The 13,288-nt window shown below is 70.6% G+C and carries 11 protein-coding genes; 8 read left to right on the forward strand and 3 right to left on the reverse strand.

All coding sequences use genetic code 11. The annotated features are described in order from the left end of the window. The first annotated feature begins 2 nt into the window (after positions 1-2). The 5 genes from ACFYPJ_RS09540 (at position 3) to ACFYPJ_RS09560 (ending at position 4,658) form a co-directional block, all read left to right on the forward strand. Positions 3-953, forward strand: a complete 951-nt coding sequence (locus ACFYPJ_RS09540) for a carbohydrate ABC transporter permease (RefSeq protein ID WP_389013047.1) — start codon at positions 3-5, stop codon at positions 951-953. Between the two features lie 6 nt (positions 954-959). Further along, positions 960-1,799, forward strand: coding sequence for a carbohydrate ABC transporter permease (locus ACFYPJ_RS09545; RefSeq protein ID WP_389013050.1), 840 nt, complete (start codon positions 960-962; stop codon positions 1,797-1,799). 237 nt (positions 1,800-2,036) lie between these two features. Beyond that, on the forward strand, positions 2,037-2,675 hold the full coding sequence (locus tag ACFYPJ_RS09550) for an HAD family hydrolase (protein ID WP_389013053.1): 639 nt from the start codon (positions 2,037-2,039) through the stop codon (positions 2,673-2,675). A 63-nt stretch (positions 2,676-2,738) separates the two neighbouring features. Then, positions 2,739-3,917 (forward strand): helix-turn-helix domain-containing protein, encoded by a 1,179-nt coding sequence (locus ACFYPJ_RS09555; RefSeq protein WP_389013056.1) that lies wholly within the window; start codon positions 2,739-2,741, stop codon positions 3,915-3,917. A 384-nt stretch (positions 3,918-4,301) separates the two neighbouring features. Continuing rightward, complete coding sequence (locus ACFYPJ_RS09560; RefSeq protein WP_389013059.1) at positions 4,302-4,658, forward strand: hypothetical protein; 357 nt, start codon at positions 4,302-4,304, stop codon at positions 4,656-4,658. A gap of 362 nt (positions 4,659-5,020) precedes the next feature. Here ACFYPJ_RS09560 and ACFYPJ_RS09565 read toward each other — a convergent pair whose 3' ends face one another. Then, entirely contained in the window at positions 5,021-6,046 is a 1,026-nt protein-coding gene (locus ACFYPJ_RS09565; protein WP_389013062.1) for an ATP-dependent 6-phosphofructokinase, read from the reverse strand. Between the two features lie 239 nt (positions 6,047-6,285). On the opposite strand from ACFYPJ_RS09565, the gene pta reads away from it, so the two are divergent. The 3 genes from pta (at position 6,286) to pyk (ending at position 11,175) form a co-directional block, all read left to right on the forward strand. Further along, a complete protein-coding gene (gene pta, locus ACFYPJ_RS09570) occupies positions 6,286-8,388 on the forward strand; it encodes a phosphate acetyltransferase (protein WP_389013065.1) in 2,103 nt (700 codons plus the stop codon). After that, the gene (locus ACFYPJ_RS09575) at positions 8,385-9,650 is read left to right on the forward strand and encodes an acetate kinase (RefSeq protein ID WP_389013067.1); all 1,266 of its coding nucleotides are present in this window, start codon (positions 8,385-8,387) and stop codon (positions 9,648-9,650) included. The genes pta and ACFYPJ_RS09575 overlap by 4 nt, the downstream gene beginning before the upstream one ends. 97 nt (positions 9,651-9,747) lie before the next feature. Then, positions 9,748-11,175, forward strand: a complete 1,428-nt coding sequence (pyk, locus tag ACFYPJ_RS09580; protein WP_389013070.1) for a pyruvate kinase — start codon at positions 9,748-9,750, stop codon at positions 11,173-11,175. Between the two features lie 209 nt (positions 11,176-11,384). Here pyk and ACFYPJ_RS09585 read toward each other — a convergent pair whose 3' ends face one another. Both ACFYPJ_RS09585 and ACFYPJ_RS09590 read right to left on the reverse strand, forming a co-directional pair. Beyond that, entirely contained in the window at positions 11,385-12,734 is a 1,350-nt protein-coding gene (locus ACFYPJ_RS09585) for a hypothetical protein (protein ID WP_389013072.1), read from the reverse strand. Then, a complete protein-coding gene (locus ACFYPJ_RS09590) occupies positions 12,724-13,272 on the reverse strand; it encodes a DUF6114 domain-containing protein (RefSeq protein ID WP_389013075.1) in 549 nt (182 codons plus the stop codon). The genes ACFYPJ_RS09585 and ACFYPJ_RS09590 overlap by 11 nt, the downstream gene beginning before the upstream one ends. Between the last annotated feature and the right edge of the window lie 16 nt (positions 13,273-13,288).

Below are 13,288 nucleotides of genomic sequence, written 5' to 3' on the forward strand. Positions count from 1 at the left end.
CCATGACCACCGCACCGCACCCGGGCCCGGGCCGGGCACCGGCCGCACCGGGCCCCGCGCCCGCCCGACCCGTGGCGCAGTCCCGTCCGCGCGGGCTGCTGCGCCCGCTCGGCCGGGCGCTGCCCGTGGCCCCCGCCCTGGTGGTCCTGCTGCTGTTCCTGGCGGGACCCATCGCCTACTGCGTCTACATCGCCTTCACCGACCTCCAGCTGACCGGCCAGGCGCACTCGTCGTTCGTCGGGTTCGCCAACTTCCGCCAGGCGTTCGGGGACGAGCAGTTCCTGAACGCCGTATGGCTGACGCTGGTGTTCACCGTGCTGTCGTCGCTGGTCGGCCAGAACACCCTGGGGCTTGCGCTGGCCGCGCTGATGCGGCGGGCCTCGAAGCCGGTGCGCACCCTGACCGGGGGCGTGGTGGTCACGGCCTGGGTGCTGCCGGAGGTCGTGGCGGGCTTCCTGCTGTACGCGTTCTTCCGCCGCGAGGGCACCTTGAACGCCCTCCTGGACTGGCTGCACCTGCCGTCCCAGAACTGGCTGTTCACGCTGCCGATCCTGGCCGTGTCGTTCGCGAACGTGTGGCGCGGCACGGCCTTCTCGATGCTGGTCTACTCGGCGGCGCTCGGTGAGATCCCGAAGGAGATCACGGAGGCGGCGGAGGTGGACGGCGCGGGCGGCTGGCGCCGCATGTGGCACATCACGCTCCCGATGATCCGCCGCTCCATCGGCACCAACCTGATGCTCAACACCCTGCAGACGCTGTCGGTGTTCGGGCTGATCTGGGTGATGACGCGGGGCGGTCCGGGCGACCGGAGCCAGACCCTGCCCCTGTTCATGTACGAGCAGGCGTTCCAGAACAGCATGATCGGCTACGGCACCGCGGTGGCCCTGCTGCTGCTCCTGGTCGGTTCTCTGTTCTCCGTGGTCTATCTGCGCCTGCTGCGGACGGAGGTCTGACGCCCCGTGCCCCGCCCCCTCGCCACCCGCCGCACCCGTCACCGGCTGGCCGCCGACGCCGGCCTGCTGGTCGTGGCCGCCGCGTTCGCGCTGCCGCTCCTGTGGGTGGTGCTGTCCGCCCTGGATCCTGACGCCGACCTCAGGGTGAAGGCCCCCGACGGGCTCACCCTGGACAACTTCGACGCCGTCCTGAACGCGGACGTCACCTTCACGCCGCTGCTCAACAGCTTCGTCCTGTGCGGCGGCGCGACGCTGCTGACGGTGGTGTGCGCGGTGCTGGCGGCCTATCCGCTGTCCCGGTTCCGCTCCCGCCTGAACCGCCCGTTCCTGCTGGCGATCCTGTTCGCCACGAGCCTGCCCATCACCGCGATCATGGTCCCGGTCTACGCGCTGTTCGTCCAGGTGAACCTGATCGACACCAGGCAGGGCACGATCCTGTTCTTCGCCGCCTCCCAGCTCCCGTTCGCCATCTGGCTGATGAAGAACTTCATGGACGGCGTGCCGAAAGAACTGGAGGAGGCGGCGTGGACGGACGGCGCGTCCTCGCTCCAGTCGCTCGTGCGGATCGTGCTGCCGCTGATGGGCCCGGGGGTCGCCGTCGTCACCGTGTTCTCGTTCGTGGCGATGTGGGGCAACTTCTTCGTCCCGTTCATGCTGCTGCTCAGCCCGGACCAGTTGCCCGCCTCGGTCAGCATCAACGAGTTCTTCGGCAACCGGGGGATGGTGGCGTACGGGCAGCTGGCCGCGTTCTCGGTGGTCTACTCGACGCCGGTGATCCTGCTGTACGTGCTGGTCGCCCGGCGGCTGGGGGGAGGGTTCGCGCTGGGCGGCGCGGTCAAGGGCTGACACCACACTCATGCACGGCGGCTGGGGCGGCGAAGCTGTGACCGCGGTCTTCCGTCCAGACGCCACGCCAGGACGGAAGACTGACGCGCCCACTCGTTGCACGACTGGGTGGCACGCCGGGATGAACAACGCCCAGCGGTGGGTGAGCGACGACCTGACCCGGGTAGCAACGCAGCTCCTGGAATTCGCCTTCGGGCAGTGGGGGCCGTTTCGTCATGCCCGGGTACGCTCCCGACCATGATTCGCGCTGTGATCTTCGACGTCGGCGAGACGATCACCCGAGATGACCGGTACTGGGCGGCCTGGGCCGACTGGCTCGACGTCCCCCGTCACACTCTCTCAGCCCTCGTCGGCGCCGTAGTCGCGCGCGGAGACGACAACGCCGAAGCACTGCGCCTGCTACGCCCCGGCATCGACATCCCCGCCGAGTACGCCGCCAGGGAAGCTGCCGACCGCGGCGAGTACCTCGACGAGAGCGACCTGTACGACGACGTCCGCCCCGCCTTCTCCGCACTCCGCGAACTCGGCGTTCGCGTCGTCGTCGCAGGCAACCAGACCGCCCGCGCCGGGGAGTTGCTACGCGGACTGGACTTGCCCGCGGACCTCATCACCACGTCCGGCGAACTGGGCGCGGCGAAACCGGCATCGGAGTTCTTCGAACGGGTACTGACGGCGGCCGGCCTGGACGCGGCGACTTCCTTGTACGTCGGCGACCACCCAGCAAACGACGTCGGCCCCGCACATGCCGCCGGGCTGCCCTCCGCGCATCTGCGGCGCGGCCCTTGGGGCAACCTCTGGGCTGGAACCTCGGAGGCGGCCTCGGCGGACTACCGGATCGACAGCCTGCTTGACCTCGTGGGGATCGTCTCTGCCTGACCTCCCTTACGAACCACCTGGGCAGCGATACGGTGGCAGATCCAGGACAGTTCGGGGGCCTACATGTCCGTACGTTCCGTCGGCGAGCGCATCGCCTACTACCGGAGCGTGGCACGCCCGCGAATGACACAGCAGCAGCTCGCCGATGCCGCATGCGTAGCACTGGGCACCATCCGCAAAATTGAACGCGGGGAGCGCGGTGTCAGCACCGACACCCTGGAAGCCATCGCGGACGCGCTCGGCGTCGACCCGGGGCGCCTGCTAGGTGACCGCGAGGTGACCCAGTCGCGAGTCCACGCCGCGCTGCCCGCTCTGTCCGGCGCGATCGCCGCCTACGACCTCCCCGACGACGCCCCTGTCCGCACACTGCCGCAACTGCGCGTGGCTGTCGAGGAGGCGGCCGGGTGGCGCCTGGCCGCGCAGTACACCCGGATCGCCCGGGCGCTCCCCGGCCTGCTACCGGAGCTGCTGCGCGGCTACCACGCAGCAACAGACGGCGAACGTCGTCAGTGGGCGGACCTGTTGGTGCGGGCGGCCCGTTCGGCAGACGCAGTCGCGTACAAGGCCGGCGCCAGGGACCTGTCCGCCCGGATGATCGAGCTGATGCGGTGGGCTGTCCCCGTCGCCGAGGACCCGGTGCTCACGTCGTCCGTCGCCTATGTGCGCACCGAGACGTTCTTCGTCGCCCGTGCGCATGCCACTGGGTTGCGTGCGCTTGAGGAAGCCATCGACGCCGCCCCCGCGCCGGACGGCACTCCGGCGACGGCCGCACGTGGCGCGCTGCACATGCGGGCCGCGGTCATCGCCGGCCGGGCGGGCGACGGGTCTGCGGCTGGCACGCACTTGTCGGAGGCCCGCGCCTTGGGCGACCGGGTCCGTGAGGACGTCTACTGCGGGACCGCGTTCGGCCCGGACTCCGTGCGCGTCCATGAGGTCTCGGTGGCGGTGAGCCTCGGCGACGAGCACGCGGGACGTGCCTTGGACGTCGCCCGCGAGTGGGCGCCTCCACACAGTCTCCCTGCGGAGCGACGGTCGGGGTTCTACATCGAGATGGGCCGCGCACAGCTGTGGGCCGGCCGTCCGGACGATGCGTTCGAGGCGCTGAAGGTCGCGCGGCGGATCGCGCCGCAGCACACCCGGGAGCATCCGTGGGTTCGGCAGGACGCGGCGACGCTGCGTCGGCTGAAGCGTGCGGACGCCGAAGACCTCAGCAACTTCGCGGAGTGGTGCGCGGCCACCTGACTACCCCTCACCGGGGTACTTGTGCCGTGCTGGTAGGGCCACCATCTGTCGCACGCGAATGCCGAGCAGCTGGGACCTGGGATGCCTGACGCACCCCTACCCCCGCCGATGGTCATAGACCGCGAAGTGAATATCGCCCGTCTTCACGGCCTGGCCTGCTTTCACTGCGGATCTGCCGCTGGGCTTTTGCGTAGGCAGGGAGAGTCGTCGTGCGTGGTGCGACTCGTATGTGGCCGGTCGTCACGTGCGAGTGCCGACGTGAGCAGCCCGAAATCCCGGCCGAAGGAAGTCCCGGCGACCGTGCGACTGGTCCCGGGGCGTGGCCGACTGGTGAAGGAGTGACATGCCGTACAGGATCGTCCGGCCGGTATACGGGGTGATCAGATGAGCAGCGCGCTTCAGGAAGTCCCCACCGAGGTTCTTGAGGTCCTGGCACTGCCCGCCCTGGACGGCCTCGCCGACGACAAGGTGCGCGGTGCCGAGTGCCTGTGGTGCGACAAACGGCTGACCGCCGACGCCGCCGTCGACTTCGGCCGGCAGCGCTCCCCCGTGGACGGCTCGTCGGCGGTTTCCGGGATGACCTGGTTCCCCCGGGCCTGCCGCGCCTGCGTCGCCGAACGCGCCCACCACGGCCTGTTCGCACACGCGCCGGCGTGCAGCCTGTGCCGGGCACAGGAAACGGCCGCCGGCTGCATCGTCGGCCGCAGCCTGTACCGACTGGTGAGGGACTGCCGACGATGACCCCGGACAAAAACCCCGCCCGCGTAAGGCCCCGACTCGACGGCTGCATGACCATCCGGGTCTACCAGGTCGACCGTCGCGGGAAGATCACCCGCGACGGCGGAAAGGTTGTCGTCACACCCGCCGCAGAACTGCCACCGCTCACGGACGGCTACCCGCCGTGCCAGTGCCCCCGACACCGAGGAGGCACCCGGTGAGGATCTGCCGCCGCTGCGACCAGCCCATCACCGGCCCGGCCGACGAGGTGTCCCCACTGCGCCCGACCGGCGCCTGCCCGACCGTTTACACCCACCCCGGTGGCCGTTGCCCAATGGTGCCCCAGCAGACCGCACCAACCGCCCCGCGCCCGGTGAGATGCCCCGTCAGAAGACCGACTCCGCCTCGTCCATCCGGTCCTTGGGCACCGTCTTCAGCTCGGTGACCGCCTCGGCGAGCGGCGCCATCACGATGTCGGTGCCGCGCAGCGCGGTCATCCGCCCGAACCGGCCCTGGTGCGCGGCCTCCACCGCGTGCCAGCCGAAGCGGGTGGCGAGCACCCGGTCGTACGCGGTCGGGGTGCCGCCGCGCTGGACGTGCCCGAGGATGACCGGCTTGGCCTCCTTGCCGAGCCGCCGCTCCAGCTCGTACGCCAGGGCCGTGCCGATGCCCTGGAAGCGCTCGTGGCCGTACTGGTCGATCTCGCCCTTGCCGTAGTCCATGGAGCCCTCGACGGGGTGGGCGCCCTCGGCGACGCAGATGACCGCGAACTTCTTGCCGCGGTCGAACCGTTCCTCGACCATCGCGACCAGGTCGCTCGGGTGGAACGGCCGCTCGGGCAGGCAGATGCCGTGGGCGCCGCCGGCCATGCCCGACTCCAGGGCGATCCAGCCCGCGTGCCGGCCCATGACCTCGACGACCATCACCCGCTGGTGGGACTCGGCGGTGGTCTTGAGGCGGTCCATCGCCTCGGTGGCGACGCCGACGGCGGTGTCGAAGCCGAAGGTGCGGTCGGTGGCGGAGATGTCGTTGTCGATCGTCTTCGGGACGCCCACGACCGGCAGGCCGGCGTCGGAAAGCATCCGGGCCGCGGTCAGGGTGCCTTCGCCGCCGATCGGGATCAGCGCGTCGATCCCGAACTCGCCGACCATGTCGGTGGCCCGCTCGCACGCCTCGCGCAGCCGGTCGCGCTCCAGCCGCGAGGAGCCGAGGATGGTGCCGCCGCGGGAGAGGATGCCGCTGACCGCGTCCAGGTCGAGGGTGCGGTAGTGGCCGTCGAGGAGCCCGCGGTAACCGTCCTCGAAGCCGATCACCTCGTCGCCGTAGTGCGTGACCGCGCGGTGCACGACCGACCGGATCACGGCGTTCAGGCCGGGGCAGTCGCCGCCTGCGGTGAGAACTCCGATGCGCATCCTGCTGTGTCTCCTGCTCGCTGTTGACGCCGGTGAGCAAGTCCGATTGTTTCATGGTCCGCAAGGGGGCAGAGCGGTGGCCCTGACAAGCGCATTATCCGCGGCCGAAGGTATTGTCAAGTGGGCGCCGCCCACCCGGACGGGCGGTTTTCTGCGCACCGGCCATATCGGGAGAATCTGCCTATCCGCGCATTTCCGGAATTATCGGAAATGCGCGAAATAAGGGACGGAGGGTACGTGTGACCCGCAGTGTGTACGTGACCGGGATCGACCGCGGCGACGGCCGCCAGGTCGTCGAGCTGGGCGTCATGGAGCTCCTGACCCGGCAGGTCGACCGGGTCGGCGTGTTCCGTCCGCTGGTGCACCACAGGCCCGACCGCCTCTTCGAGTTGCTGCGGGCGCGCTACCGGCTCGCCCAGGACCCGGCGACCGGATACGGCATGGATTACCACGACGCCTCCGCCCTCCAGGCCGAGCACGGCACCGACGACCTGGTGTCCGCCCTCGTCGACCGCTTCCACCTGGTCGCCCGCGACTACGACGTCGTCCTGGTCCTCGGCACCGACTTCGCCGACACCCAGCTGCCGGACGAGCTGTCCCTCAACGCCCGGCTCGCCAACGAGTTCGGCGCCTCGGTGATCCCGGTGGTGGGCGGCCGGGGGCAGAGCACCGAATCCGTCCTGGCCGAGACCCGCAACGCCTTCCGGGCGTACGCCGGGCTGGGCTGCGACGTGCAGGCGATGGTCGCCAACCGGGTGGCCGGCGAGGACCGCGACGAGATCGCCGAGCGGCTCACCGGCCGGCTGCCGGTGCCCTGCTTCGTCCTGCCCGACGATCCCGCCCTGGCGGCGCCGACCGTCGCGCAGATCGGTCGGGTCCTCGACGCCGAGGTGCTGCTCGGCGACGAGACGGGGCTGGCCCGGGACGCGCTCGGCTTCGTCTTCGGCGGTGCCATGCTGCCCAACCTGCTGGCGGCCCTGACCCCGGGCTGTCTCGTGGTGACCCCGGGCGACCGGGCCGACCTGGTCGTCGGCTCGCTCGCCGCGCACAGCGCCGGGACCCCGCCGATAGCCGGTGTGCTGCTCACCCTGGACGAGCGTCCCCCGGACGGGGTCCTCACCCTGGCCGCCCGCCTCGCCCCGGGCACCCCGGTGCTGTCCGTGGCCGGCAACAGCTTCCCCACCGCCGAGCGGCTGTTCTCGCTGGAGGGCAAGCTGAGCGCGGACACCCCGCGCAAGGCGGAGACCGCGCTCGGTCTGTTCGAGCGGTATGCCGACACCGGTGCCCTGCTGGAGCGGGTCTCCGCGCCGAGCAGCGGCCGGGTCACCCCGATGATGTTCGAGCACAAGCTCCTGGAGCAGGCCCGCGCGGACCGGCGCCGGGTGGTCCTGCCGGAGGGCACCGAGGAGCGGGTGCTGCGCGCCGCCGAGGTGCTGCTGCGCCGCGGTGTGTGCGACCTCACCCTGCTCGGGCCCGTCGACCGGATCCGCAGGCAGGCCGCCGACCTCGGCATCGACCTGCGCGAGGCCCAGCTGATCGACCCGGCCGCGTCCGAGCTGCGCGAGGTGTTCGCCGAGCGCTACGCCCGGCTGCGCGCCCACCGGGGCGTCACCGCCGAGCTGGCCTACGACGTCGTCGCCGACGTGAACTACTTCGGCACCCTGATGGTCCAGGAGGGCCTGGCGGACGGCATGGTCTCCGGCTCCGCGCACTCCACGGCGGCCACCATCCGGCCCGCGTTCGAGATCATCAGGACCCGCCCGCAGGCGTCGATCGTCTCGTCGGTCTTCTTCATGTGCCTCGCCGACAAGGTGCTGGTCTACGGCGACTGCGCGGTCAACCCGGATCCGGACGCCGAGCAGCTCGCCGACATCGCGGTCCAGTCGGCGGCCACCGCCCGGCAGTTCGGCGTCCAGCCACGGATCGCGATGCTGTCGTACTCCACCGGTACGTCCGGTGCCGGCGCCGACGTCGACAAGGTGCGCGAGGCCACCCGGCTGGTCCGGGCCCGGCGGCCCGACCTGAAGATCGAGGGGCCGATCCAGTACGACGCGGCCGTGGAACCCACGGTCGCCGCGGCCAAGCTGCCGGACTCCGAGGTGGCCGGGCAGGCGAGCGTGCTGATCTTCCCGGACCTCAACACCGGCAACAACACCTACAAGGCCGTGCAGCGCTCGGCCGGCGCGATCGCCGTCGGACCGGTGCTCCAGGGCCTGCGCAAGCCGGTCAACGACCTGTCCCGGGGCGCGCTCGTCCAGGACATCGTCAACACCGTCGCCATCACGGCGATCCAGGCCCAGCAGACCGTCCCGCCCCCGCACGAGGAGGCAGCCGCCCCGTGACCGCCCATCCCTCGCCCGCCGCCGCCCGGTCCGACGGGCCGCGCCCGGCCGGCCCCGCCTCCCGGGTCCTCGTCCTCAACTCCGGTTCGTCGTCGCTGAAGTACCAGTTGCTGGACATGGCCGACGGCGGCGGCCGGCTCGCCGTCGGCCTGGTGGAGCGCATCGGCGAGCGGACCTCCCGGCTGCGGCACACCTGCCTGGCCACCGGCAGGACGCGGCGGCACGACGGTCCGGTCGCGGACCACGACACCGCTCTCAAGGCCGTAGCCGGGGAACTGTCCCGGGACGGCATGGGCCTGGACTCGCCGGAGCTGGCCGCGATCGGGCACCGCGTGGTGCACGGCGGCCTGTTCTTCACCGAACCCACCGTCATCGACGACTCGGTGGTCACCGAGATCGAGCGGCTGATCCCGCTCGCGCCGCTGCACAACCCCGCGAACCTCACCGGCATCCGCACGGCCCGGGCGCTGCGCCCGGACCTGCCCCAGGTCGCGGTCTTCGACACGGCGTTCCACGCCACGATGCCGGAGTACGCGGCCCGCTACGCGATCGACACGAGGCTCGCGGACCGGTACCGGGTACGGCGCTACGGCTTCCACGGCACCTCGCACGCATACGTCTCCCGGGCCACCGCACGGCTGCTGGGCAGGGCACCGGAGGAGGTCAACGTCATCGTGCTGCACCTGGGCAACGGGGCGTCGGCCTCGGCCGTGCGCGGCGGGCGCTGCGTGGACACCTCGATGGGCCTGACGCCCCTGGAGGGACTGGTGATGGGGACCCGGTCGGGCGACCTGGATCCGGCCGTCATCTTCCATTTGCGACGCGTTGGCGGAATGTCCATGGACGAGATCGACACTCTTCTCAACAAGAGGAGCGGTCTGTTCGGCCTGTGCGGCGACAACGACATGCGGGAGATCCAACGGCGGATCGACGCGGGCGACGCCGGGGCACGGCTCGCCTTCGACATTTACGTGCACCGGCTGAGGAAATACCTCGGCGCCTACTACGCGGTGCTCGGCACGGTGGACGCGGTCGCCTTCACCGCCGGGGTCGGGGAGAACGCGGCACCGGTGCGGGCGGCGGCCGTCGAGGGCCTGGCGGGGCTGGGCCTGGCGGTCGACCCAGAGTCGAACACCGCGCCGGGCGACGGGGCCAGGCTCATCTCACCGGCCGGTGCGCGGGTGGCGGTGGCCGTGGTTCCGACGGACGAGGAATGGGAGATTGCCGCACAGACCTACGCTGTGGTGAGAAAGGGCGACTGAGGAATTCGACCGGCACTCGCCTGAGCGCGAACCCGCCCATTTGTTCCTTCCACCAGACGGAATATTCCGTAGCGAAACAAACCGATAGGATCGCCCCATGCGCCGTTCGAAAATCGTTTGTACTCTCGGCCCTGCGGTCGACTCCCACGAGATGCTCGTCTCCATGATCGAGGCGGGCATGAACGTGGCACGGTTCAACTTCAGCCACGGATCGCACGCCGAGCACCAGGCGCGGTACGACCGCGTCCGCGCCGCGGCCAAGGAGACCAACCGTGCCGTCGGCGTCCTCGCCGACCTCCAGGGCCCCAAGATCCGGCTGGAGACCTTCGCCGAGGGCCCGGTGGAGCTGGAGCGCGGCGACGAGTTCATCATCACGGCCGAGGACGTCCCCGGCGACAAGAACATCTGCGGCACGACGTACAAGGGCCTGCCGGGTGACGTGTCGCGCGGCGACCAGGTGCTGATCAACGACGGCAACGTCGAACTGAAGGTCCTGGACGTCGAGGGCCCCCGGGTGCGCACGATCGTCATCGAGGGCGGCGTGGTCTCCGACCACAAGGGCATCAACCTGCCCGGCGCGGCCGTGAACGTGCCGGCGCTCAGCGACAAGGACATCGACGACCTGCGGTTCGCACTGCGCATGGGCTGCGACATGGTCGCGCTGTCCTTCGTCCGGGACGCCCGGGACGTGGCCGACGTCCACAAGGTGATGGACGAGGAGGGCCGCCGCGTCCCGGTCATCGCCAAGGTGGAGAAGCCGCAGGCGGTCGAGAACATGGAGGACGTCGTGATGGCGTTCGACGGCGTGATGGTCGCCCGTGGCGACCTCGCCGTCGAATACCCGCTGGAGAAGGTCCCCATGGTGCAGAAGCGCCTGATCGAGCTGTGCCGGCGCAACGCCAAGCCGGTGATCGTGGCGACCCAGATGATGGAGTCGATGATCACCAACTCCCGCCCGACCCGCGCCGAGGCGTCCGACGTGGCCAACGCGATCCTGGACGGCGCCGACGCGGTGATGCTGTCCGCCGAGTCGAGCGTGGGCGCGTACCCGGTCGAGACCGTCCGGACGATGTCGCGGATCGTCGCCGCGGCCGACGAGGAACTGCTCTCCAAGGGCCTCCAGCCGCTGGTCCAGGGCAAGAAGCCGCGCACGCAGGGCGGTTCGGTCGCCCGCGCGGCCTGTGAGATCGCGGACTTCCTCGGCGGCAAGGGCCTGATCGCCTTCACCCAGTCCGGCGACACCGCCCGCCGCCTGTGCCGCTACCGCGCGGTCCAGCCGATCATCGCCTTCACCCCGGACGAGTCCACCCGCAACCAGCTGACGCTCAGCTGGGGTGTCGACTCCCACGTCGTCCCGATCGTGGACAGCACCGACGAGATGGTCGACCTGGTCGACCAGGAGGTCGCCAAGCTGGGCCGGTTCGACACGGGTGACACGTTCATCATCACCGCCGGCTCGCCCCCCGGGGTCCCCGGCACCACGAACATGGTCCGCGTCCACCACCTGGGCGGCGAGACCAAGTAACGAGCCCCACAAGGGCTTGGTACGACAGCGAGGGCGTCCCCTGTGACAGAGGGCACCCTCGCTGTTTCTCCGGGGTGCCGGTGGCCGGCTTCCCCGTGGGCCCATGCCGTGCCGTGTCACCGGCCGCGCACAGCACTGTGGCCCGGCCCCGCCTGGGCGGGCGGCCGGGCCACAGCTCGTGCGGCTCCCGAACGGGCTTGCGGAGGCGCTCAGTCGGTGGTGTACACGTGCATGCCGGGCACGTGCAGGCTGCCCCCGAACTGGGCGGCCTGGATCACCTTCACGTTGGTGAAATAGATCAGCGGGATGTTCAGCGGCGGCGGACTGTCCGGGCTGAACGTCACGGGGATCAGACCGAACAGGTTCCCGGAGATGCTCTCCGTGTACATCACCGTGTCACCGTCGCGGATCGTGGACGTCGAACCGGCCGCGGCCTGCACGTGGTAGGTCTTGCCCGCGTCCTTGTCCATAACCGTCTGGTGCAGGTCACCGATGTCGGTACCGCCGGAGATGACGTACTTCAGCACCTTCTTGGTGGTCCCGTTGGCGCACTTCACCTCGACGATGCCCTGGTAGTCGGCGTCTTTCAGGAGCAGCGAACTGGCGTCCAGGTGCCAGGGGTCGTCGGCCACCGGCAGTTTGTTGTCGACCCCGCCCGTGTCGTCACTGGCGAGAGGGCAGTCGTCGGAAGCGCTCGCCGACGGGCTGGGCGAGGCGAGGGAGCCGGCCGCCTCGTCCACCGTGTCCGTGGTGTCCTTCACCGTCTTGGACACCTTGCCGGTGGTGTCCTTGACGGTGTCCCCGACCGACTTGGTGACCTTGTCGACTGTGTCCTTGACGGTGTCGCCGGGCGTCTTGCCTCCCCCGGCGTCCTTGCCGTCGGCGGAATCCGTCGCGGAATCCGTCGCGGACGCCGACGGGGAGGGTGTGGGGCTCGCGCTCGCGCTCGGCGAGGAGTTCGTGCCCTTGGCGCCTCCGGTGAAGATGCCGGTGAGCGTGTCCCCGAGCGAGCCGAGCAGCCCGCCGCCCGCGGACGCCGACGGGCTGGGCGTGGCGGCGCCCGAGCCCGCGGCGCCCGAACCGCTCGCCGACGAGGCCGGCTTGGACGCGGACGGACGAGGGGTGGCCTTGTCGTCGGAACCTGAATCCGACGAAGAAGCCTTGCGCGACCCGTCCTTGGCGCCGCTGGCGGAGGCCGAGGGGCTGGGCGTGGCCTGGTCCGGGGACTTGCTCGCGCTGGGCGAACCGGACGGTGACGGCGAGGCCGAGGCCGAGGCCTCCGGCGACGCCTTCAGGGCCGTGACGCAGTCCTTGTACTCGTCGGCCGTCAGACTCTTCGACGACTTGGCCGACGCGTCGTTGTTGTCGGCGAGGGCGAGCGTGGACGTGAACCCCATGCCCATGATGACCGCCGTCGGCATCGCCACGGACGCTATCGCCTTGCCGGCGGGCATGTGGAACCTGGTGAACAGCGGCTTTCTCGGTGCCGCGTGGCGTGGCCCGGTTCTCGCACGGGACTCGTCCACATCGGTCCCGTGGGTCACCTCGTCAGCCGGCACTGTGCCTCCCGTTCGCGCCGTTGCGCGGGTTCGTTCCTGACAGGTCGTTCACCTCGTGGACCGGGCTCGCCGGACCGGTCGGCACCGCGTCGGCGGCGCCGCCCTCGCCCGTGATCCCCGCCGCGGCCGGCTGCGCTGCCACCGGTGCTCCCGGTCCCCACGACACGGCCATCGCCCCGCCGATCAGCGCGAGCAGGAAGCCGACGACGAAGCCGCCGAAGTTGGAGACGGGGATGGACACCAGTGCCAGCAGGATCGCGGCGACTCCCGCGAAAGTCCGTACGTGCTGCTGGAACCAGAGACTGATGCCCAGCACGACGAGGAGCACGCCGATGATCAGGGATCCGGCTCCCGCGGTGGTGGACATCGCAAGGGTCAGATGCCCGAGCTGGAGATGCGCGTACGGGAAGTACATGATCGGAAAGCCGGCGAGCAGGACGAACAGGCCGCCCCAGAACGGACGGGTCCCCCGCCAGGCGCGGAACTGCAGCCTCCGGCGAGTGAACTGGCCCGGCACGGCAGGAGTCTCGGCGCTCATGGAATACAGCTCCCTG

Source organism: Streptomyces sp. NPDC006012, from assembly GCF_042871185.1.
In the GTDB taxonomy this organism is placed as follows: domain Bacteria; phylum Actinomycetota; class Actinomycetes; order Streptomycetales; family Streptomycetaceae; genus Streptomyces.